Here is a 20,369-nt window from a genome sequence, read left to right as displayed (position 1 = left end):
AGCGGGCCTCCGTCGAGCGCCGCCCGTGAGGGCTCACGGGCCGCCCGCCGTAACGACTACGCCCTTACCCCGAACAACGCCTGCCCCCAGAACTGCCCGGGTGCGACGCCCGGCGGGCAGGCCCAGATCCCGGACCCGACGTGCTGGATGTACTCGTTGAGCGGATCCTGCCGAGCCAACGCCCGCTGAATCGGGATAAATCCGGTTTCGGGGTTGCGTTGGTAGGCGAGAAAGAACAACCCCGCGTCCAGCCGCCCCAGCCCGTCGGTGCCGTCGGTGAACGAGTAGCCCCTGCGCAGGATGCGCACCCCGCCCAGCGAATCCGGGTTCGACAGCCGCACGTGCGAGTCCGCGGGCTGCCTGGCCAGGTCGACCGCGTCGTGCTCGCGCCGCCCGCCGTAGGGCGCGCCCTCCCCCTTGGTCCGCCCGAAGATGTCCTCCTGTTCCCGCAGCGAGGTACGGTCCCAGGTCTCGATGTGCATCCGGACCCGCCTGGCCACCAGGTACGAGCCGCCGCGCAGCCACGACGGCGCCTCCGCGCCCGCCCACACGTGCCGGTCGAGCGCGGCCCGGTCGTTGAAGGCGATGTTGTTGGTGCCGTCCTTGAACCCCATGAGGTTGCGCGGCGTCTGGGCGTCCGGCGTGGTGGAGGAGGTCTTGCCGAAGCCGAGCTGCGACCAGCGCACCGCGGCGGCGCCGAAGGCCAGCCTGGCCAGGTTCCTGACCGCGTGCACCGCCACCTGGGGGTCGTCGGCGCACGCCTGGACGCACAGGTCGCCGTCGCTGCGCGCCGGATCCAGCTTGTCGGCCGGGAAGTGCGGCAGCCTCCGCAGCTGGGCGGGCCGGTGGGCGGTCAGCTTGAGCCGGTCGAAGAACGACGGGCCGAAGCCCACGGTGAGCGTGAGCCGCGAGGCGGGCAGCCCGAGCGCCTCCCCGGTGTCGTCGGGCGGGGCCAGCGCCGAGCCCAGCGCACCTCTGCCGACCTCCTGCCCGGCGGTCATCCGTACGGCCGCCTCGGTCCACGCCTTCAGCAGCGCCACCGCCTTGGGCACTGAGGGCTCGACGAGGTCGAAGGCGGCGAAGTGCAGCCGGTCCTGGACCGGGGTGGCGATGCCGGCCTGGTGCGGGCCGTGGAAGGGGACGGCGGACGGCGCCGCCCGGGCGGGTTCCGGGCCGCCGAGCCGTACCAGGGAGACTCCCGCCACCGCGACGCCCGCGCCGGCCGCCAGGCCCGCGCCCGTGAGCAGCTTCCTGCGGGAGACGGCCACGGCTCAGCCCGCCACGGCGTCGGCCAGCCCGGACAGCGGCTCGGCGAGCGCGTTGACGCCGTCGGCCAGCTCCTTGACCTGGGCCTTGGACAGCTTGTCGTAGGTGACCCAGCCGTCGCCGGAGGCGTGCGCCTTCAGCAGCTCGTCCAGGTCGGCGAACTCGGTGTCCAGGGTGGTGACCAGGGCCGGGTTCTTCTCCTGCAGAACGGGCGTGAGCAGGTCGTAGACCTTCTTGGCGCCCTCGACGTTGGCGGCGAAGTCCCACAGGTCGGTGTGCGAGAAGGCCTCCTCCTCGCCGGTGATCTTCCCGGTGGCCACCTCGTCGAGGAGTTCCTTGGCGCCGTTGGCCATGGAGGTGGCGTCGATCTGCGCCTTGGGGATGCGGGACTTGAGGTCGGCGAGGTCCTTGAGCAGGAGGTCGCCGTACTTCTCCTCCTTGGCCAGCGTGCCGGGCGCGGTCCAGAGGGCCTTCTCCAGGCGGTGCCAGCCGGTCCACTGCTGCCCCTCTTCGAGGTCGGCCTCGCGCAGGTCGACCTTGGGGTCGATGTCGCCGAACGCCTCGGCCACCGGCTCGATGCTCTCCCAGCCGTAGCGGCTGGGAGCGTAGAGGTCCTTGGCCCGGTCCACGTCGCCCTTCTCGACCGCGGCGACGAACCCCTTGGTCTTGGCGATCGTGTCGTCCACCTGCGCGGTGACGTAGGCGCGGTAGTCCTCGACCGCGCGGGTGACGCGCGGGTCGGCCTGCTTGGCCAGTTCGCCGGAGACCTTGAAGTCCTGGCGGATGCCCTCGCCCTTGTGGCCGGGCTTGCAGGCCAGCTGGTAGGAGCCGCCGCCCAGCTCGACGACGAGCTCACCGGAGGCTCCCGGCTGGATGTTGTTGCGTTCGGAGACCACGCTCTTGTCGGCGCGGTAGACGTAGACCGCGGTGGCCTGGGCGCCCTGGTTCTTGATCGCGAACTTGATGACTCCGGCGGCCAGGTCGGTCTTCTCGGCCACGCAGGTGGTGTCGGTGGCGGCCACCGCCACGGTCTCCTTGACCGCGCCGGTGGGCGCGGCCTGGGTGAAACCGGCGCTGCCGCTGCCGCTCCCGGTGCCGCCGTCGGCTCCGTCGTCAGTGCCGCCGCAGGCGGCCAGGGCGAGAGCGAGACAACCGCTCAGGGCGAGCGTCCGGAGCACGGAAGCCATGGGCTCTCCTGGTGACGTAAGGTGCCCCTAACTTAGCTTCCCCTAACCTAACAGTGGAGAGTGACGTACGCCACCAAGGCGACCTCAGTCGGTGAGCACCTTCTTCAGCAGCAGGACGCCGAGCCCGACGGCGCCGATGATCAGGGCCCACTTGATCAGCGTGAACACGAGGCCCACGAGCGGGCCGAGCAGAATGAAGGCCGCGACGAGAGCGGCGATGATCAGAAGAATTCGTCCCATGTCATCGACGGTATGCGCGGATTCAAGCCAAATGCAGGCGTCACAGGGTTGAATCAGGGTCAAGTCAGGGATCCCCCTACCTGGCCTGAACGGGGAGTGTGATGAGCCTGGGTCTGCCCATGAGCCGGGAAGGCGCCGACTATGAGCTCCGAGCACGCGCGGAGGAACGCGACCGCATCTCGGGCGACCTTCTCGACCTGGATGCCCACAACACCTACCAGTTGCTCAAGGGCGCCACCCTGCGGGGCGCCACGGCGAGCAGGTGGGCCGCCGCGCAGGCGTCGGTGGCCGCGATGTGGGCGCTGTACGACCTCTACCGCGCCGTGCTCCGGCAGGCGGAGGAGGTACGGGCACGGCGCGGTAAACCGGGTACCGCGGAACTGGCCGAGATCACCACGCTGCTGACCGGCCCGTCCGTCGTGCTCAAGGCCGCGGCCAAGCCCGTGGAGCAGCGCACGCTGGGCGAGGCGGAACCGGACGAGCTGCTCACCCTCGACCAGACGGTGGCCAGGATGGACGCGGCGTTCGGCGAGATCGCCAAGACCCTGCAGGACGTCGACGCGGTCTGGAACCCCGCCCTGCCCCGCATCGAGCAGGCAGAGGCGGGCGCGCAGGCGCTCGCGGCGCTGACCGCCGAGCTGGGCGAGCGCCTGGACCTCAGCGCGATCGAGTCCGACCTCGCCCGCGTGCGCGCGCAGGTCGTCGAGGACCCCATCGGCTGCGCTCCCCCAGGCCCCGAACTGGACCGCCTCACCAAGCTCCTCGACGCGAGCCGCGCCGACCTGGAGCGCGCCGTGCGCGCCAAGCGCGACTACGCCACCCGCCGCGACCGGCTGCTGGCCGCCATCGACACGGTACGGCAGGCCGAGGCGGAGGCCAGGATGGCCCACGGCCAGGTCGTCGTCAAGATCGTCCTGCCGCCGTCCGCGGCGCCCAGGAACCGCCTGCGGGACCTCGTCGCCCACCTGTCCGGCCTCGACGCCGCGACCGAGGGCTGGCTCACGAGATCGGCCCGCCTCGACGCGCTGGAGAAAGCCGCCGCCGAGGCCGCCGACAAGGCGCGGGCCAGCACGCGGGCGCTGTTCGGCCTCATCGGCCGCCGCGACGAGCTGCGCGGCAGGCTCACCGCCACCCAGGCGAAGGCCGCCAGGGTCGGCCTGGCGGAGAACACCGAGTTCACCCGTCTGTACGAGCGGGCGCACCAGATCCTCTGGACCGCCCCCTGCGACCTGAGGCAGGCGGCCACCGCCGTCGACCTCTACCAGAACGCCATTCATGGAGGCAGCCGATGACCACGTGTGCCCAGCCGGGCTGCCCGGGCACCATCGAAGACGGCTACTGCGACCACTGCGGCCACCCGGCCGCCGCACCGCCCGCCACGCAGAGCGCTTCCCCGGCCACCGGTCCCCTGAGCACGCCCATGAGCACGCCGGTCAGCGGCCCGGTGAGCCGCTCGACCGGCGGCCGGCTGGCATCCTCGCTGGAGGACCTGCCGCCGGTGCCGGTCGTCAACCCCGACGACGTGGTGCTCAAGGACCCGCACGTGGCCGAGGACAAACGCTTCTGCACCTCGTGCACCCGGCCGGTGGGCCGCGGCAGGGACGGACAGCCCGGCCGTGCCGACGGGTTCTGCCCGAACTGCCGCACCCGCTTCTCCTTCAGCCCCAAGCTGGTGGAGGGCGACCTGGTCGGCGGCCAGTACCAGGTGCGGGGCGCGATGGCCCACGGCGGTCTCGGCTGGATCTACCTGGCCACCGACCAGAACCTCGACGGCAAGCCCGTCGTGCTCAAGGGACTGCTCAACACCAACGACGCCGAGGCCCTGGCCGCGGCCGAGGCCGAGCGGCGCTTCCTCACCTCCGTCGACCACCCGAACATCGTCGACATCATCAACTTCCAGCACCACGACGGCCTCAGCTACATCGTCATGGAGTTCGTCGGCGGCCAGTCGCTGCACCAGCTGCGCCGCCAGGGCGTGATCCCGCTGCGCGACGCGCTGAAGTACGGCAGGGAGATCCTGCGCGCCTTCGGCTACCTGCACGAGCAGGGCCTGGTCTACTGCGACCTCAAGCCCGCCAACGCCATCCGCGTCGGCAGGCGGCTCAAGCTCATCGACCTGGGCGCGGTCCAGCGGCTCGGCTCGCCACCGGGCACCTCGTGGGTGACGCGCGGCTACCACGCGCCCGAACTGGAAGACCTGCCCTCCTCCGTGGTCTCCGACCTCTACACCGTGGCCAGGACGCTGGCGGTGCTGGCCATACCCGGCTTCAGCCCGGTGCGCGACGGCAAGGAGAACCCGCTGCCGGCCGACTGCGGGCACGAGTCCTTCACCCGGCTGCTGCGCCGGGCGACCGCTCCCGAGCCGCTGGCCCGCTTCCAGAGCGCGGCGGAGATGGAGGAGCAGCTCACCGGCGTGCTGCGGGAGATCAGCGCCGAGGCGGAAGGCGTCCCGTTCCCGCAGGTGTCCGGGCTGTTCGGGCCGGAACGCCTGGCGGCGGGCGCGGCCCTGTCCCCCGACCCGGCCCGGGTCTTCGCCGAGCTGGATCCGCTGGAGGCCGCGGCGGCGATGCCGGTGCCGCTGGCCGACCCCGCCGACCCCGCGGCCGGCGCGCTGGCGGGGCTCGCCGGGCGCTTCCCGCAGCAGCTGCTCGCCCAGGTGGAGGCGATGCCGCAGACGCCCGAGACCGTCCTGACGCGGATCAGGCTGCTGGCCGAGACCGGCAGCCCGGAGGCCGGGCAGGCGCTCACCGACGCCGCCGGCACGCTGGGCGGCGACTGGCGCCTGACCTGGTACCGGGGCGTGCACGCACTGGCCACCGGCCACGCCGACACGGCCGCCGGGCTGTTCGACGAGGCCTTCACCATGCTGCCCGGCGAGCTCGCACCCAAGCTGGCCTACGCCCTGGCCCTGGAGGCCGCGGGCAAGGACGCCGGCCGCTGGTACGAGACCGTCTGGCGTACCGACCACTCCTACGTCAGTGCCGCCTTCGGCCTGGCCAGACGCCATCTGGCCGCGGGCGACACCGCCTCGGCGGTACGCGTGCTCGACCAGGTGCCGGCCAGTTCCAGCCACCGCGTGGCCGCCCAGCTCGCCTGCGTGGCCATCGGCGCCCGCACCCGGGCGGGCGACGCGCGCGAGGCCGCCGGCGCCGCCGACCGCCTCGACGCGCTGACCGACCTCGACCAGAGCCGCCGCGACGGCATGCTGGCGGAGGTCCTGACCTCGGCACTGGCCGGGCTCGCGACGGCGGCCCCGCAGGCGGGCCTGACGATCGCCGGGCAGCCGCTCACCGAGGAGAGCGTGCGCGGCCAACTGGAGGGCATCTACCGCCGCCTGGCCCACGCCGCGACCTCCCGCCGCGAACGCCACGCACTGGTCGACCGGGCCAACGCCGTCCGGGTGAGGACGTGGGTATGACCTGTCCCCTCTGCGCGGCCTCGGTGCTGCCGTCCGACTCCTTCTGCGAGGCCTGCGGCCACCCGCTCAACGCCCCCACGTGTACGGCGTGCGGCACCCCCACCGTGGACCCCGAGGGCTACTGCGAACGCTGCGGCCTGCGCCAGCCCACCGGCCGCGACCACGAGGAGGCGACCCTGGAGACGGGCGCCGCGGGGGTGACCGACAAGGGGCTGCGCCGTACCCGCAACGAGGACGCGATGGCGCTGCTGGAGGCGGGCGGCATGACCGTGGCGGTGGTCTGCGACGGCGTCGCCTCCTCGCCCAGGGCGGACGAGGCGTCGGCGGCGGCCGTCCGGACCGCCTCGGCCGCGCTGGCCGGCGGCGCCTCGTCGGAGGAGGCGTTCAAGCTGGCCTTCCGCGCCGTCGCCGATCTGGCCGACGACCCGGACAACCCGCCGGCCTGTACCTATGTCTCGGCGCTGGTGGGCGGCGGGCGGATCACGCTGGCCTGGGCGGGCGACAGCCGCGCGTACTGGCTGCCCGGCTGGACCCAGCTGACCGTGGACGACGCCGCGCCCACCGGCGAGATCACCGCCTGGCTCGGCGCCGACGCCGGTCCGGTCGAACCGCACGTGCGGACCTTCGCGCCCAGCGAGCCGGGCCTTCTGTGCGTGTGCACGGACGGCCTGTCCGGTTACCTCGGCGACGGTGTGCCCGACGCGGGCGAGCCTCAGGCGCTCGCCCGCGACCTGCTCAAGCACGCGCTCGACGCGGGCGGGCGGGACAACGTGACCGTCGTTCTGATCCCCGTGAACCCCCTAGGAGGCACTGATGGCTGACTTCAAGCTGAATATCGACCAGAACAAGTTCCTGCCGACCGACGGCCGGGAGGTGCACGCCGTCCTGACGATTGAGTCCTCCGGGACTGTCACCAAGGACACGGGGCCCACCGAGGCCGCGGAGATCATCATCATCGACGTGTCCGGCTCCATGAGCGGGAGCAAGATCAGGGATGCCAGGGAGGCCGCTTCCGCGGCGGTGCAGGCGCTGCGCGACGGCGTGCACTTCGCGGTGATCGCCGGCAACCACGAGGCCGCGGTGATCTATCCGCAGAGCGGCAGGCTGGTCCCGGCGCACGGTGCCTCGCGCAAGGAGGCGCTGGGCGCGATCAGGCGGCTGGGCGCCGGTGGCGGCACCGAGATCGGCCGGTGGCTCCAGCTGGCCGAGAACCTGTTCCGCTACCACCCGAACGCCATCAAGCACGCGATCCTGATGACCGACGGGCAGAACAACCAGAGCGCCGACGTCTTCGCCCGCGCGTTGCAGGCGTGCGAGGGCAGGTTCGTCTGCGACAGCCTCGGCATCGGCGAGGACTGGGTTCCGGCCGAGCTGCGCAAGGTGGCCGAGGCGCTGCTGGGCACCTCCGCCTTCGTCAGGAACCAGGGCGACCTGGCCGCGTTCTTCCGCGACCTGACCCAGCAGTCGATGGGCAAGACCGTGGCCGAGCTGGCCCTGCGCCTGTGGGCGCCGCAGAACTCGCGGATCAAGTTCGTCAAGCAGGTCAACCCCACGCTCGTGGAGCTCACCGGTAAGCGCACCGACGTGAACCCGCTGACCGGCGACTACCCGACCGGCTCCTGGGGCGCCGAGGAGCGCGTCTACCACCTGTGCGTGGAGCTCGACCAGCCCGGCCAGATCGGCAACGAGATCAGGGCCGGCTGGGTGAAGCTCGTGCTGCCGGACACGCAGGAGGTCTTCGCCAGCGGCAACGTGCTGGCCCAGTGGACCGACGACCTGGCCCTGTCCACCCGGCTCAACCCGAAGGTCGCCCACTACAGCGGCCAGGCCGAGATGGCCGTGCTGATCCAGGAGGGACTCAGCGCCCGCGACGCCGGCGACCTGGACACCGCCACCGCCCGTCTGGCCAGGGCCAGGAAGATCGCGGTCGAGTCCGGTCACGGCGACACCGCGAGGCTGCTGGACAAGGTGGTCGAGATCGACTCCTCCGGCACCGCCCGGCTGCGCCGCCAGGTCGACAAGGCCGACATGATCGAGCTCGACACGGGCTCGGTGCGCACCAGCAAGCTGAGGAAGGAGGAGGGCTGATGGCCACCTGCCCGAACGGGCACCCGTCGGGCGCCGACGACTACTGCGACGTCTGCGGCACCCAGATGCCCGGCGGCGGGGTCGCGGCCTCTCTGACCGTCCAGCCCCCCACTCAGGTCGCGGCGGCCCCGGCCGGCGGCGGCGAGCCGTGCCCGGTGTGCCAGGCGCCGCGGGCGGGGCAGTTCTGCGAGGTCTGCGGCCACGACTTCAACGCACCCGCCGACACGCAGGGCCACCCGGACCTGTCCTCCCCCGTCTCCCCCGGCCCTGGCGCGACCCCGCCGACGCGCTGGGAGGCGATCGCCGGCGCCGACCGGGCCTACTTCAACGAGATCATCGCCGAAGGCGGTCCCGACGCGGCCGCCATGGCCTTCCCGCCGTACTGTCCCGAGCGTTCGTTCGCGATGGCCGGCCGGCACGTGCGGATCGGCCGGCACCGATCCTCCGGCGGCAACGACCCCGAGATCGACCTCAGCGGCCCGCCGCAGGACCCGGGCGTCTCCCACCTGCACGCCGTCCTCCTGCTCAGGGACGACGGCGGCTGGGACCTCGTCGACCCCGGCTCCGCCAACGGCACCCGCGTCAACGGCAAGGCGCTCAAGGTCAACGTGCCGGTGCCGGTGAAGCCGGGCGACCGCATCCACGTGGGCGCGTGGACCGTCATCACCATCCGCGAGAACATGCCATGACGATCGTCCAGCCCGCCACCACGCCACCGCCCGCGCAGACCCAGAGCGCGGTCCCCGCGCCGGTGATCACGCAGCACGCCGTCTCGCGCCACAGCGTGCCCGGCCGCGTCCGCACCCTCACCGGCGCGGTGCTGATCGCGCTCGCGCTGCTGTCGGCGCTGCTCGCCTTCGGCAGCGGCAGCGCCCGCGAGGGCCTGCGGGTGATCGGCCACGACTCCGGCCCGCAGGTCGTCGCCACGGCCGGCCTCTATCTCGGGCTGAGCGACATGGACGCGCAGGTCGCCGACGTGCTGCTCATGGGCAGCCAGTACAAGGAGCGCCGCACCGCCGCCCTGGCCCAGTACGAGCGCCGCCGCACGGAGGCCAACCAGGCGCTGCTGGACGCGTTCGAGCTGGCCGACGGGGACCCGGCGGAGCGGCTCACCATCCAGTCCGTCCTGGACGGCCTGGGCCGCTACGAACGCCTGGCCGGCGAGGCCCTGCTGCTCAACACCCAGTCGGCCCACGCCGCGGGCGTACCTCCGGTGGAGGTGTTGCGCGTCTACCGGCAGGCCACCGACCTGATGCGGCTGGAGCTGCTGCCGAAGGCGTACAACCTGACGCTGGAGAGCGGCACGATCGTGCGCCGTACCCACGACGAGGAGAGCGCGGCCGTCCGGCTGCTCATGCTCGGGCTGATCGCCGCGCTGATCGCGGTCGGCGGGCTCATCGTGGCCCTGCAGCTCTATCTGGCCCGTGCCTTCCGCCGGCGGCTGGCGCCCGCGCTGCTCCTCGCGACCGGGCTGGCCGTCATCGCGGGGCTGGTCGGGGTGGGCGTGCTGGGGCAGGCGCTGCAGTCGATCGCGGCGGCCAAGCGCGACGGCTTCGACGCGGTGCTGACCACCGCCCGCGCCCGCGCCATCGGCAACAGCCTCCACGCCGACCAGGCGCGCTACCTGCTCGACCCGGACAGAGCCGACACCTACGAGCACGCCTTCCTCGACAAGTCGCAGTCGCTCGTCTACGCCGACGGCGGCAACGTGGAGGCCTACCACGCCACCCTGGCCAAGAACGGGCAGGTCAGCCTGGGCCTGCTGGCCCCGGTCCGCGGCAACATCCCCGGTAACTTCGCCGCCTACCGGCGCTTCCAGGAGGCCGACGGCCGGATGCGCGCGCTGGCGACCTCGGGGCAGACCCCGCAGGCCGTCTCGGCCAAGCTCGACGAGCTGGCCAAGAGCTTCACGGCGTTCGACAAGGAACTGGTGACGGTCGGCGAGCGCTACGAGGCGACGTTCACCAAGACCGTCGCCGCCGGTGACGGGGCGCTGGACGGGCTGTGGCGGCTGGCGCCGTGGGCGCTCGGCGCGGCCGCCGTCCTGATCGCCGCTGGCGTGTGGCCCCGGCTGAGGGAGTACCGATGAGGCGGATCGCGGCGCTGGCCGTTCTGGCGCTCGTGGCGGTGTCCTGCGGGACCGGCGGGGTCGAGAGCGTGATGGGCAAGGAGACGATCAGGATCGGCGTCCGTACCGACCTGCCGGGGATCGGCGTGCGCACGGCTTCCGGCGGGTTCGAGGGCCTCGACGTGGACGTGGCCCGCTACCTCGCCGGCAAGCTCGGGGCACGGCCGCAGTTCGTGCCGGTGCTGGCCGCCGACCGGGAGAAGGTGCTCGCCGACGACCGGGCCGACCTGGTGCTGGCCACGTTCTCCATCACCCAGGAACGCAAGTCGCGGGTGTTGTTCGCCGGTCCTTACCACCTGTCGTACCAGGACATCCTGGTACGGCCCGACGAGGAGCGGATCAAGAAGGTCAGGGACCTGGCGGGACGGCGGATCTGCGAGGTGCAGGGCGCCAACGCCGGCCAGCGGGTGGTCGAGGAGCGCAAGGTGGCCGCCCAGCTCGTCCCGGTGCCCGACTACGGCACCTGCCTGCAGTACCTGAAGGCCAAGCAGGTGGACGCCATCACCACCAACGACATCATCCTCGCCGGCCTGGCCGCGAAGGACGGCTCCGGCCTGCGGCTGCTCAACGCGCGCTTCAACGAGCAGCGGACCGGCGTGGGCCTGCGGGTGGGTGACGTGGAGGGCTGCGAGGCGGTCAACCGCGCGATCACCGACATGTACCAGGACGGCACGGCCAAGTCGCTGTTCAAGAAGTGGTTCGGCACGACCGGCCTGGACTTCTCGACGATCGCGGTGCCCCAGTTCGAGGGCTGCTCGTAGACACGGACGCGCGGGCCCGGAGGCGTCCGGGCCCGCGTGCGTCGGTGAACTCAGTCCAGGTAGTCCCTGAGCATCTGCGCGCGGGTGGGGTGGCGCAGCTTGGCCAGGGTCTTGGACTCGATCTGCCGGATGCGCTCGCGGGTGACGCCGAACTCGCGTCCGACCTCCTCCAGCGTGCGCGGATGACCGTCGGCGAGGCCGAAGCGCAACTGGATGATGCGCTGCTCGCGATCCGACAAGGTCGCCAGGATGTCGTCGAGCTGGTCCTGGAGCATGATGAAGGCGGCGGCTTCCATGGGGACCACCGCGTCGGCGTCCTCGATGAAGTCGCCCAGGTCGGAATCTTCCTCACCGATCGGCGACTGCAGCGAGACCGGCTCCTGGGCGATGCGCTGGATCTCCACCACGCGATCGACCGGCAGGTCCATTTCCTTGGCGATCTCTTCGGGGATGGGCTCACGCCCGAGGTCCTGGTGGAGCTGACGCTGCACCCGGACGAGTTTGTTGATCGTCTCCACCATGTGCACCGGAATGCGAATGGTGCGCGCCTGGTCGGCAATCGCCCGAGTGATCGCCTGCCGGATCCACCACGTGGCGTACGTGGAGAACTTGTAGCCCTTGGTGTAGTCGAACTTCTCGACCGCGCGGATCAGGCCGAGATTGCCTTCCTGGATCAGGTCCAGGAAGAGCATTCCGCGGCCCACATAGCGTTTGGCTATCGACACCACGAGTCGCAGGTTGGCCTCGATGAGGCGTTGCTTGGCCCTGGTCCCCTGCCAGACGAGCTCGCGTAGTTCGGGGAAGGCCAGGCGGGAGACCCCGTTGCCCAGCTTGTCCTCGGCGAACAGACCGGCTTCGATCGACTTGGCGAGTTCCACCTCCTCCTCAGCGGTCAGCAGCGGCACGCGGCCGATCTCGCGCAGGTAGATGCGGACAAGATCGCTGGTCGGCGCGCGTTTGCCTACGTCTTCCTCGTCGGCGCGGGTGGTCTCCTCGTCGCCCTGAGGCTCGAGGACCTCCACGCCGTTCTCGGCGAGCATGCGCACGACGCGTTCCAGCGCGTCGGACGGCAGCTCGGATCGGTCGAGCGCGGCGGCGACGTCATCGACGGTTACGCTGCCGCGCTCCCTTCCCTTCGCGACGAGGTCCGCCACCTGGTCGACCGATGGCGCTCCTGCTGGCAGTACCGATGCACCCACGGGACACAGTCTGCAGTATTGGTTCCATAAAATGGCAGACCCATTTTTGTCACAGAAGGTAAGGCTGAGGGTCTTGCCAAATTGAGATCGGTTTAAGGTTTAGCCGGAGTTTGATCAGGAAAGTAAAGTCAATTGCGCGCTCCGGTTAGGTGCGCCCGGGTGCCGGGCGCCCGCCTTTCCCTGCCCGAGACGTCGGGAATCAATCCACTGAATTCACCGGAAATCCCCGATGTGGTCGCGGGCCCAATCGGCGTACGTGCGTCCGGGACGGCCCAGCACCTGCTCCAGATCGGGCCACGGGCGCTCCAGCGCCGACCAGTCCTGCTCGGAGTAGCCGTCCTCGCCGGAGGCCGCGCCGCCGTCGTAGTCGACGAAGCCGAGCATGAGATCGGCCGACGCGGCGGCGAACCCGCCCTGCGCCTTGAGCAGTTCCCTGGCCCGCTCGCGCGAGACCTCCTCGTAGCGCACCGGCTCGCCGAGCGCCGCCCCGATGGCCGCGACCTGCTCGCGGACCGTCCACGAGGCGGGCCCGGTGATCGTGTACGCGCGGCCGTGGTGCCCGTCCTCCAGCAGCGCCCGTACGGCGACGGCGGCGATGTCGGCCTCGTGGACGAGGTTCATCGGCTCGTCGGCGAACGGATAGCGCACCACCCGCTCGGCCCGCACCGACGGCGCCCAGAGCTGCAGCATGTTCGCCATGAACCCGCCGGGCCGCACGTGCGTCCACTCCAGGCCCGACCTCTCCACGACCGTCTCGACCGGGTTGTGATGCAGCCCGACGCTGACCGAGGCGGCCGACAGATCGACGATCCGCCGCACGCCCGCCTCCTTGGCCAGCGCCACCACCTCCTCGGCGGTCTCCTCGACCGGGAACAGGTACAGCGCCCCGACCCCCGCCAGCGCCGTTTCCAGCGTCCCCGGCCGCTCCAGGTCTGCCCCGGCCACCTCGACCCCGTCCGGCAGCCCGTGCGCCGCCTCGGGCCTGCGCGTCGTCGCCCTTACCCGCACTCCCTCGTCCAGGAGCTGCTTCACCACGTTGCGGCCCACGAATCCCGTGGCGCCCGTCACCAGAACCGTCATGCCACCCACGCTAGAACTCATTCCGGCCACTTTCCGTCCGCAATATGCTTCCGGTCATGGCGAACACGAGCGGCCGGATGCTGCGCCTGCTGTCCCTCCTGCAGACACACCGCCACTGGCCCGGCACCGACCTCGCCGCCCGCCTCGGCGTCAGCGAACGCACGCTGCGCCGCGACATCGACCGCCTGCGCGAGCTCGGCTACCCGGTCGACGCCGCCCGCGGCGTCGACGGCGGCTACCAGCTCCGATCCGGTACGGCCATGCCACCCCTCCTCCTGGACGACGACGAGGCGGTGGCCATCGCGGTCGGCCTCCAGGCGGCCGCGGACGGCGCGGTCGTGGGCGCGGAGGAGGCGTCCGTCCAGGCCCTCGCCAAAATCGTCCAGGTCATGCCGCCCAGGTTGCGGCGCCGGGTCGACGCCCTGGCCCGCTACACGGTCCGCCCGTTCACCTCGACGGGGCCCCGGACCGACCCCGCCACCCTCACCACCCTCGCCCAGTCCTGCCGCGACACCGAACGCCTCCACTTCACCTACGATGCCCCTGATCCGGCATCCCGTCCGGAACCAGGTGCGGAGGGCAAGCGGCAGGTGGAGCCGCATCGGCTGGTGTCCGTGCGGCACCGGTGGTACCTGCTGGCCTGGGACCTCGACCGGCACGACTGGCGGACCTTCCGGGTGGACCGGATGCGGGACCCGGCCACCACCGACGTGCCGTTCCGCCCCAGGGAGGTGCCGGGCGGCGATCCGGCCGCGTTCGTGCGCGACCGCTTCACCTCGCAGTCCACCGCCTGGGAGATCGTGGTGATCGTCCAGACCTCGCTGGAGCACGCCCGGCGCGTGGTCGCGGCGACGGGCGGCGTCGTGGAACCCGTCGACGACGGGAGCTGCCGCCTCGTGCTGCGCGTGGACGAGTTCGACTGGCCGGTGCTCATCCTGACCGCGCTGGCCGCCGACTTCGAGGTGGTGAAGCCGCCCGAGTTCCGCGCGTACCTCGGGGAGACGGCGGCCCGCCTGGCCCGCGGCGTCAGCCGGACGGACGGACGGTCAGGCTGACGCCGCTCGCCCGCGGGTCAGCTGCCGGCGGCGCGGTCGCGCAGGACGCGGCGTTGTTGTTCGAGGGCGACCAGTTCGCCGAACATCCGGTTGTACTCCTGCTGCTCCTCCACCGGGTTGAGCCGCTGGATCCTCGCCTTGACCTGGGCGATGGCCCGGTCGACCGCGACCGCTTCGATGGCGGCCAGCATCGCCGCGCCGTACCTCTCCTCGACGTGTGCCTCGGCCCGGATGACCTCGACGGCGAAGCGCGTCACCAGCCCGCGCGCGGCCTCGTCGGGCGCGTGCTCCAGCAGGCGGTCGACCCACTCGCGCCCGCCGAACCCGGCCGCCGCCACGCCGCCCGCCGCGACGATCACGCCGTGGAGCAGCACGTGGTCGGCCCCGGTGAACGCCGCCGGGTCGAGCGCGTCGAAGCGCGGCCCGAGCAGCGCGGGACGCTGGATGGCCAGCTTGAGCAGCTCACCCTCGACCCGCACGTTGGGGTCGATCGGCGCCTCCCGCCGCGCCCGCTGCGGACGCCCCTGCTGCGCGCCGCCGACCTCGGCGATGCGCTGCATGACGAAGCGCTCGTCCATGAACCCGAGCCACCGGTCGAGGTCGATCGCGTAGCGCTTGCGCAGGCCGACGTCCTTGATCCCGGCCACGATCGGCGCCGCCGCGTCCAGCGCCGCGATCTTGCCCTCGTTGCTGCGCAGGTCGTAGCGGGCGATGGTGGAGCGGATCGCGAACTGGAAGAGCGGTTCGCGGCTGGCGATCAGATCGCGAACCGCCGCGTCGCCCTGCTTGATCCGCAGATCGCAGGGGTCGAGCCCGTCGGGCTGGATGGCCACGTAGGTCTGGGTCACGAACTTCTGCTCGTCGGCGAACGCCCGCAGCGCCGCCTTCTGGCCCGCCGCGTCACCGTCGAAGGTGAAGATCACCTCACCGGTGGCGGCCGACTGGTCGAGCAGGAAGCGCCGCAGGACCTTGATGTGCTCCTCGCCGAACGCGGTCCCGCAGGTGGCCACGGCCGTGGGCACGCCGGCGAGGTGGCAGGCCATCACGTCGGTGTAGCCCTCGACGATGACGGCCTGCGAGCGCTTGGAGATCTCCTTCTTGGACAGGTCGATGCCGTAGAGCACCTGGGACTTCTTGTAGAGCGGGGAATCAGGGGTGTTGAGGTACTTGGGGCCGTCGTCGGCCTCGATCAGCTTGCGTGCCCCGAACCCGATGACATCGCCCGTGGCATCGCGAATGGGCCAGATCAACCGGCCGCGGAACCGGTCGATGGGCCCCCGCCGCCCCTCCTTGGCCAGCCCGCCCTTGACGATCTCCTCCGCCGTGAAGCCCCGCCCCAACAGGTGGCGGGTCAGCGCCTCCCATTCGTTGGGCGCGTACCCCACGCCGAAGAGCTCGGCGTCGGCCCGCTCGAACCCCCGCTCCGACAGGAACTTCCGGCCCGGAGCCGCGTCCGGCGACAGCAGCCGGTCGCGGTAGAACTCCGCCGCCGCCTTGTGCGCCTCGATCAGCCGGGCCCGCTCCCCGTGATCGCGCTTGGGCACATAGCCGCCCTGCTCGTACTGGAGCGTGATGCCCGCCCGCGCGGCCAGCCGCTCCACCGCCTCGCTGAACGGCAGGTGCTCGGTCTTCTCCACGAAGGTGATGACATCGCCACCTTCGGAGCAGCCGAAGCAGTAATACATGCCGCGCTCGGGGGTGACGTTGAAGGACGGGCTCTTCTCGTCATGGAAGGGGCACAGGCCTTTGAGGTTGCCTCCGCCGGCGTTGCGCAACTGGATGTGCTCGCCGATCACCTCGGCGATGGGGGAACGCTCACGAACGAGTGCGATGTCGACATCACGGATCCGGCCAGCCACGCGGCTGAGTCTATTGCGACCCACCAACACAATCGCCGCCGCATGCGCGACGGGCTTCATTGATCAGGGCATGGAGGTGCACGTCGTGCCAGCCGTCGGCGTACAGGTGCGCGCTCCTTTTGACGCCTTCCAGGAGGAATCCGGCCTTTTCCGCCACCCGGCACGACGCTTCGTTGCCGGTCGAGTGCTCGATGACCAGCCGGTGCAGCCCCGCCCCGAACGCCCATCCGCCGACCGCCCGCACGCCCGCCGTCGCGACGCCCCTCCCCCGCGCCGCGGCCCGCATCCAGTACGCCACCTCCGCTTCGCCACCGGCCAGGTCGATGCCCCGGAGCGCCACCCGGCCCAGAACCTCCCCGGCCTCGCTCACCGCCGCCCACGTCGCGCTCGCCTCCTGCCGCCAGCCGTCCGCGTACCCCTCGATGAGCCGCTCGGCCTCGGCGACCGACTCGACGGTACGCGCGTGCCAGTGGCGGGTCGCCGGATCCCTGAAGGCATCGACGATCATCGGGGCGTCGGCCGGTTCCCAGGGGCGCAGCAGGATTCCGCCGGCCGCGGCCAGGACGGGCTGAGGGGCGTGGGCGGTCAGCTCACCGGGCGAGATCACCGGACTTACCTTCGGGGGCACCTGGCCATCATCCAACCGGGGGTGAGCGGAGCGGGCGGCTCGCCCGTATGGTGGGGGTCCGGGTGCATCCTGGGAGACACAGTCCGGATCCGCGCGAAGCGTGGCCCCAGCGATAGGCGCAGCCCCAAGCCCTTTCGGGCAAACAGGTGATGCGGGAGCTCCCGGTCGGCTACAAAGGGAACGGTTGTCGTTGGATACGGTGACACGGGTGGAGATCATGCGATCGGGGCTTTTGGGGCGTTGTGCCGCCGCTGCGGGGGCATTGCTGGTCAGCGCGGGTTGTGCGCAGGGTGCCGGTGTCGCCGGGGTCAGCGCCAGCGCGCCCACCACCGTCGCCCCTTCCGCCACCCCACAGGTCACCGGCACCATCCCGCCCAAGGAGCCGCAGGCACGGCCCCAGGGCGATGACCCCGTCAAGGTGCCGCCGCCGAAGATGTCCAAGTACGAGTACGTCTTCCCCGTGAAGGGCTGCCGGACCACGTACCAGCGGCAACTCCTCGTCCTTCCCAAGACCACGATCTGGGCCGCACAGGGGTGCTCGTTCGTCGCCCCCATCGGCGGGACGATCGACGAGGTCAACACCAAGAACCGCTGGCGCCCCTCCACCGACAAGGGCGCCGACCGCGAGGGCAGGTTCGTCACGCTCATCGGCGACGACGGCGTCCGCTACCTGGGCGGCCATCTCGACAGCGTCACCGAGGGCCTCGCCCCGGGCACCAAGGTCAAGGCGGGCCAGGTCCTCGGCCAGGTCGGCAAGTCGGGCAACGCCCGCGACACCGGCGCGAACCTGTACTTCGCCATCTCCTGGAAGACCGGCCCCGCCTACTGGTGGGTACGCCGCGGCATGGTCGAACCCTGGACGTACCTGGACGCCTGGGCCGAGGGCAACAAGACCTACTCCCCCCGCGACGCCGCCTTCGACCTGCGCAAGAAGCTGGGCGAGACGCCGCCCTGCCAGGTGCAGTGCAAGTCGAAGAAGGCGCCGCAGTCGACCACCGACACGAAGAAGCCGAAGGACGAGGAGCCGCCGGTCGTCATCGGTGACCCGACGACAACTCCTGCGAGTCGACCTTGACCCCCGACCTGATGAGGTCCTGGATGTCGCCGACGACGTCCCACACGTTGACGTTCATCCCGGCGACGACCCGGCCGTCGCGCAGCCAGTAGGCGATGAACTCCAGTTCGCCGACGTCGCCGCGGAAGACGACCTCGTCGTAGCCCTGGATGTCGCCGGAGAACTCCATCCCGATCTCGAACTGGTCGCTGAAGAAGTACGGCACGCGGTCGTACACCACGTCCTGCCCGAGCATGGAGCGCGCCGCGGCCGGGCCGCCGTTCAGGGCGTTGGCCCAGTGTTCGACGCGCAGCCTGCGGCCGTACAGCGGGTTGAAGGACTCCGCCACGTCGCCGGCGGCGTACACGTCGGGGTCGGAGGTGCGCAGCGCGGCGTCGGTCAGGATGCCGTCGGCGACGTCGAGCCCGGCGTCCACGGCCAGGCCGGTGTCGGGCGTGGCTCCGATGCCGACGAGGACGAGGTCGGCTTCGAGCCGTTCGCCGCTGCTGAGCCGTACCCCCGTCTGCGTGATCTCCGCGACGGGCGTGCCGAGGCGCAGGTCGACGCCGTTGCGGCGGTGCACGTCCGCGAAGACCTCGCCGAGTTCCGGCCCGAGCACGCGGTGCAGCGGCGTGGGCTCGGGCTCGACGATCGTCACCTGGCAGCCGGCCGCGCGGGCCGCGGCCGTGGTCTCCAGGCCGATCCAGCCGGCGCCGACGACGAGCACCCGTCCGCCGCGGGCGAAGCGCTCCTTGAGCGCCTCGCTGTCCTGCACGGTGCGCAGGTAGCGTGCGGGTCCCGGCAGCCGCCGCGGGCTGGATCCGGTCGCGATGAGCAGCTTCTGGTACGGCTGCCGCGACCCGTCCGACAGCCTGACGGTGCGGCTGCCGAGGTCCAGCCGGGTCGCCCGGAGGCCGAGGCGCAGGTCGATATCGTGCTCCGCGTACCAGCCGGTGGCATGGACGAAGATCTTTTCTCTCTCGCTCTTGCCCTGCAGATAGCCCTTGGACAGGGGCGGGCGCTCGTAGGGCCGTTCCGTTTCCGCGCCGATGAGGACGATCTCGCCGTCGAAGCCCTCTTCGCGCAGCGTCTGCGCCGCCTTGGCCCCAGCAAGCCCGGCACCGACGATCACAAATGTGGCCATGGGGGCAGTATCCGCCCCCGCAGGTCGTCAGGAAAGTCGCCGGTGCCAGGCGACGGCTGAAGTGTCGGTGAGAGAGGCGATCTGGTCGATGACGACACGAACGCGCCCGGCGTCGTCCTCGGCCTTGAGGTAGTCGGGGCGGAAGGCGGGTTCGAGCGTGCGGGGCGCGCCGAGCGTGATGAGGGAGGCCAGTTCGGTGATGAGCTCGCGCTGTCTGGCCTGGTTGGCGTGGTGGTCGTCGCGGGTCATCACGTAGTGGGCGGTGACGCCTTTGAGCAGCGCGCATTCGAGCCGGGTGTCGTCGGGCACGACGAGGTCGGCGCGGTGGCGCGGGCCGTACGCGCCGATGGTGGCGCTCTGCGCGGAGCGGCAGAAGCGTCCGATGAGGCCGCTGGTGAGGGCTTTGAGGCCGGCCAGGTCGGCCAGGGTGGCGGCGAACGTGCGGGGCCAGAGCGGGTCGGCGATGAGCTTGGCGAAGACCTCTTCGAGCCGGCCGGGGTCGGCGTCGCGGGCGTACCAGAGGCGGGTGACCTCGCAGACCTGACGGCGCTCCTCCGCCGACTGGAGGGCCTCCGGGGTGACGTACCCGGCGTGCAGCGCGTCTTCGAGGTCGTGGACGGAGTACGCGACGTCGTCGGCCCAGTCCATGATCTGCGCCTCGAAGCTGACCCGGCCTTCCGGGGCGCCGTCGCGGATCCACGCGAAGACCGGCAGGTCGTCCTGGTAGACGCCGAACTTGGGGGACTTGTCGCAGGTCCAGGGGTACTTGATGGAGGCGTCGAGCGCGGCCCTGGTCAGGTTGAGCCCGGCGCTCTCGCCCGTCTCCGTGAGGACCTTGGCCTCCAGGCGGGTGAGCAGGCGCAGGCTCTGGGCGTTGCCCTCGAAGCCGCCGCACGAGGGGGCGAGCGCGTTGAGCGCGACCTCGCCGTTGTGCCCGAACGGCGGATGCCCGAGGTCGTGCGCGAGGCAGGCGGTCTCCACGAGGTCGGGGTCGACGCCCAGGGTGGCGCCCATCTCCCTGCCGACCTGGGCGCACTCCAGCGAATGCGTCAGCCGGGTACGCGGGATGTGCTGGCCGACGCCCAGGGTCTCACCGGGCCCGACGACCTGGGTCTTGGCGGCGAGGCGGCGGAGGGCGGCGCTGTGGAGCACGCGGGCCCGGTCCCGCCCGAACGGGCTGCGCTCGGGGTTGCCGGGTGGTTCCGGCACCCAGCGTTCCTGATCATGCTGGTCATAGCGGGACATAAGAACGGTGAGTCTAC

The 20,369-nt window shown here is 71.6% G+C and carries 18 protein-coding genes; 9 read left to right on the top strand and 9 right to left on the bottom strand.

Going from position 1 to position 20,369, the window contains the following annotated elements:
* Positions 1-56 precede the first annotated feature (56 nt).
* The 3 genes from efeB to ACFWY5_RS16685 all read right to left on the bottom strand — a co-directional run bounded on the left by efeB (position 57) and on the right by ACFWY5_RS16685 (position 2,693).
* Positions 57-1,268, bottom strand: a complete 1,212-nt coding sequence (efeB, locus tag ACFWY5_RS16695; protein WP_379619620.1) for an iron uptake transporter deferrochelatase/peroxidase subunit — start codon at positions 1,266-1,268, stop codon at positions 57-59.
* A 3-nt stretch (positions 1,269-1,271) separates the two neighbouring features.
* Positions 1,272-2,453 carry an iron uptake system protein EfeO gene (gene efeO, locus ACFWY5_RS16690; RefSeq protein ID WP_379619623.1) on the bottom strand — a complete coding sequence of 394 codons (1,182 nt, stop codon included), beginning with the start codon at positions 2,451-2,453 and terminating at the stop codon, positions 1,272-1,274.
* A gap of 84 nt (positions 2,454-2,537) precedes the next feature.
* Complete coding sequence (locus ACFWY5_RS16685; RefSeq protein ID WP_379619625.1) at positions 2,538-2,693, bottom strand: hypothetical protein; 156 nt, start codon at positions 2,691-2,693, stop codon at positions 2,538-2,540.
* Positions 2,694-2,794: 101 nt separating this feature from the next.
* Here ACFWY5_RS16685 and ACFWY5_RS16680 point away from each other — a divergent pair, with 101 nt between their 5' ends.
* From ACFWY5_RS16680 to ACFWY5_RS16650, 7 genes are read left to right on the top strand one after another with little or no spacing between them, the layout of a single operon-like run.
* On the top strand, positions 2,795-3,985 hold the full coding sequence (locus ACFWY5_RS16680) for a hypothetical protein (protein ID WP_379632731.1): 1,191 nt from the start codon (positions 2,795-2,797) through the stop codon (positions 3,983-3,985).
* On the top strand, positions 3,982-6,111 hold the full coding sequence (locus ACFWY5_RS16675; protein WP_379632729.1) for a tetratricopeptide repeat protein: 2,130 nt from the start codon (positions 3,982-3,984) through the stop codon (positions 6,109-6,111). Before ACFWY5_RS16680 ends, ACFWY5_RS16675 begins: the two co-directional genes overlap by 4 nt.
* Positions 6,108-6,932 (top strand): PP2C family serine/threonine-protein phosphatase, encoded by an 825-nt coding sequence (locus ACFWY5_RS16670; protein WP_379632727.1) that lies wholly within the window; start codon positions 6,108-6,110, stop codon positions 6,930-6,932. Before ACFWY5_RS16675 ends, ACFWY5_RS16670 begins: the two co-directional genes overlap by 4 nt.
* Positions 6,925-8,199 carry a VWA domain-containing protein gene (locus ACFWY5_RS16665; protein ID WP_379619634.1) on the top strand — a complete coding sequence of 425 codons (1,275 nt, stop codon included), beginning with the start codon at positions 6,925-6,927 and terminating at the stop codon, positions 8,197-8,199. Before ACFWY5_RS16670 ends, ACFWY5_RS16665 begins: the two co-directional genes overlap by 8 nt.
* Positions 8,199-8,888, top strand: a complete 690-nt coding sequence (locus tag ACFWY5_RS16660) for an FHA domain-containing protein (RefSeq protein WP_379632725.1) — start codon at positions 8,199-8,201, stop codon at positions 8,886-8,888. Before ACFWY5_RS16665 ends, ACFWY5_RS16660 begins: the two co-directional genes overlap by 1 nt.
* Complete coding sequence (locus ACFWY5_RS16655; protein WP_379619639.1) at positions 8,885-10,288, top strand: hypothetical protein; 1,404 nt, start codon at positions 8,885-8,887, stop codon at positions 10,286-10,288. The genes ACFWY5_RS16660 and ACFWY5_RS16655 overlap by 4 nt, the downstream gene beginning before the upstream one ends.
* The gene (locus tag ACFWY5_RS16650) at positions 10,285-11,088 is read left to right on the top strand and encodes a transporter substrate-binding domain-containing protein (RefSeq protein ID WP_379632723.1); all 804 of its coding nucleotides are present in this window, start codon (positions 10,285-10,287) and stop codon (positions 11,086-11,088) included. Before ACFWY5_RS16655 ends, ACFWY5_RS16650 begins: the two co-directional genes overlap by 4 nt.
* A gap of 50 nt (positions 11,089-11,138) precedes the next feature.
* On the opposite strand, the gene rpoD is transcribed toward ACFWY5_RS16650, so the two are convergent.
* Positions 11,139-12,242 (bottom strand): RNA polymerase sigma factor RpoD, encoded by a 1,104-nt coding sequence (gene rpoD / locus ACFWY5_RS16645; protein ID WP_312896804.1) that lies wholly within the window; start codon positions 12,240-12,242, stop codon positions 11,139-11,141.
* A gap of 258 nt (positions 12,243-12,500) precedes the next feature.
* Positions 12,501-13,367 carry an SDR family oxidoreductase gene (locus tag ACFWY5_RS16640; RefSeq protein ID WP_379632721.1) on the bottom strand — a complete coding sequence of 289 codons (867 nt, stop codon included), beginning with the start codon at positions 13,365-13,367 and terminating at the stop codon, positions 12,501-12,503.
* A gap of 56 nt (positions 13,368-13,423) precedes the next feature.
* On the opposite strand from ACFWY5_RS16640, the gene ACFWY5_RS16635 reads away from it, so the two are divergent.
* Positions 13,424-14,422, top strand: a complete 999-nt coding sequence (locus tag ACFWY5_RS16635) for a helix-turn-helix transcriptional regulator (protein WP_379632719.1) — start codon at positions 13,424-13,426, stop codon at positions 14,420-14,422.
* Between the two features lie 17 nt (positions 14,423-14,439).
* Here the strand turns inward: ACFWY5_RS16635 and dnaG are convergent, their stop codons facing one another.
* Both dnaG and ACFWY5_RS16625 read right to left on the bottom strand, forming a co-directional pair.
* Positions 14,440-16,281 (bottom strand): DNA primase, encoded by a 1,842-nt coding sequence (dnaG, locus tag ACFWY5_RS16630; protein ID WP_379622112.1) that lies wholly within the window; start codon positions 16,279-16,281, stop codon positions 14,440-14,442.
* 10 nt (positions 16,282-16,291) lie between these two features.
* Positions 16,292-16,888 (bottom strand): GNAT family N-acetyltransferase, encoded by a 597-nt coding sequence (locus ACFWY5_RS16625; RefSeq protein WP_379632717.1) that lies wholly within the window; start codon positions 16,886-16,888, stop codon positions 16,292-16,294.
* A gap of 238 nt (positions 16,889-17,126) precedes the next feature.
* Here ACFWY5_RS16625 and ACFWY5_RS16620 point away from each other — a divergent pair, with 238 nt between their 5' ends.
* A complete protein-coding gene (locus ACFWY5_RS16620; RefSeq protein WP_379622122.1) occupies positions 17,127-17,984 on the top strand; it encodes a M23 family metallopeptidase in 858 nt (285 codons plus the stop codon).
* On the opposite strand, the gene ACFWY5_RS16615 is transcribed toward ACFWY5_RS16620, so the two are convergent.
* Complete coding sequence (locus ACFWY5_RS16615; RefSeq protein WP_379622108.1) at positions 17,944-19,107, bottom strand: NAD(P)/FAD-dependent oxidoreductase; 1,164 nt, start codon at positions 19,105-19,107, stop codon at positions 17,944-17,946. The genes ACFWY5_RS16620 and ACFWY5_RS16615 overlap by 41 nt on opposite strands.
* A 27-nt stretch (positions 19,108-19,134) precedes the next feature.
* On the bottom strand, positions 19,135-20,352 hold the full coding sequence (locus tag ACFWY5_RS16610; RefSeq protein ID WP_379622106.1) for a deoxyguanosinetriphosphate triphosphohydrolase: 1,218 nt from the start codon (positions 20,350-20,352) through the stop codon (positions 19,135-19,137).
* Positions 20,353-20,369 lie beyond the last annotated feature (17 nt).

Source organism: Nonomuraea sp. NPDC059007, from assembly GCF_042740555.1.
Classification (GTDB): Bacteria; Actinomycetota; Actinomycetes; order Streptosporangiales; family Streptosporangiaceae; genus Nonomuraea.
The sequence above is the reverse complement of the archived record's forward strand: the minus strand, read 5'-3'. Positions and strand labels throughout refer to the sequence as shown.

What these genes read in the sequence shown, in the direction of transcription:
- efeO (WP_379619623.1), bottom strand. Translation starts at nt 2,453, where the DNA reads ATGGCTTCCGTGCTCCGGACGCTCGCCCTGAGCGGTTGTCTCGCTCTC.
- ACFWY5_RS16685 (WP_379619625.1), bottom strand. Translation starts at nt 2,693, where the DNA reads ATGGGACGAATTCTTCTGATCATCGCCGCTCTCGTCGCGGCCTTCATT.
- ACFWY5_RS16680 (WP_379632731.1), top strand. Translation starts at nt 2,795, where the DNA reads ATGAGCCTGGGTCTGCCCATGAGCCGGGAAGGCGCCGACTATGAGCTC.
- ACFWY5_RS16675 (WP_379632729.1), top strand. Translation starts at nt 3,982, where the DNA reads ATGACCACGTGTGCCCAGCCGGGCTGCCCGGGCACCATCGAAGACGGC.
- ACFWY5_RS16670 (WP_379632727.1), top strand. Translation starts at nt 6,108, where the DNA reads ATGACCTGTCCCCTCTGCGCGGCCTCGGTGCTGCCGTCCGACTCCTTC.
- ACFWY5_RS16665 (WP_379619634.1), top strand. Translation starts at nt 6,925, where the DNA reads ATGGCTGACTTCAAGCTGAATATCGACCAGAACAAGTTCCTGCCGACC.
- ACFWY5_RS16660 (WP_379632725.1), top strand. Translation starts at nt 8,199, where the DNA reads ATGGCCACCTGCCCGAACGGGCACCCGTCGGGCGCCGACGACTACTGC.
- ACFWY5_RS16655 (WP_379619639.1), top strand. Translation starts at nt 8,885, where the DNA reads ATGACGATCGTCCAGCCCGCCACCACGCCACCGCCCGCGCAGACCCAG.
- ACFWY5_RS16650 (WP_379632723.1), top strand. Translation starts at nt 10,285, where the DNA reads ATGAGGCGGATCGCGGCGCTGGCCGTTCTGGCGCTCGTGGCGGTGTCC.
- ACFWY5_RS16640 (WP_379632721.1), bottom strand. Translation starts at nt 13,367, where the DNA reads ATGACGGTTCTGGTGACGGGCGCCACGGGATTCGTGGGCCGCAACGTG.
- ACFWY5_RS16635 (WP_379632719.1), top strand. Translation starts at nt 13,424, where the DNA reads ATGGCGAACACGAGCGGCCGGATGCTGCGCCTGCTGTCCCTCCTGCAG.
- ACFWY5_RS16620 (WP_379622122.1), top strand. Translation starts at nt 17,127, where the DNA reads ATGCGATCGGGGCTTTTGGGGCGTTGTGCCGCCGCTGCGGGGGCATTG.
- ACFWY5_RS16615 (WP_379622108.1), bottom strand. Translation starts at nt 19,107, where the DNA reads ATGGCCACATTTGTGATCGTCGGTGCCGGGCTTGCTGGGGCCAAGGCG.
- ACFWY5_RS16610 (WP_379622106.1), bottom strand. Translation starts at nt 20,352, where the DNA reads ATGTCCCGCTATGACCAGCATGATCAGGAACGCTGGGTGCCGGAACCA.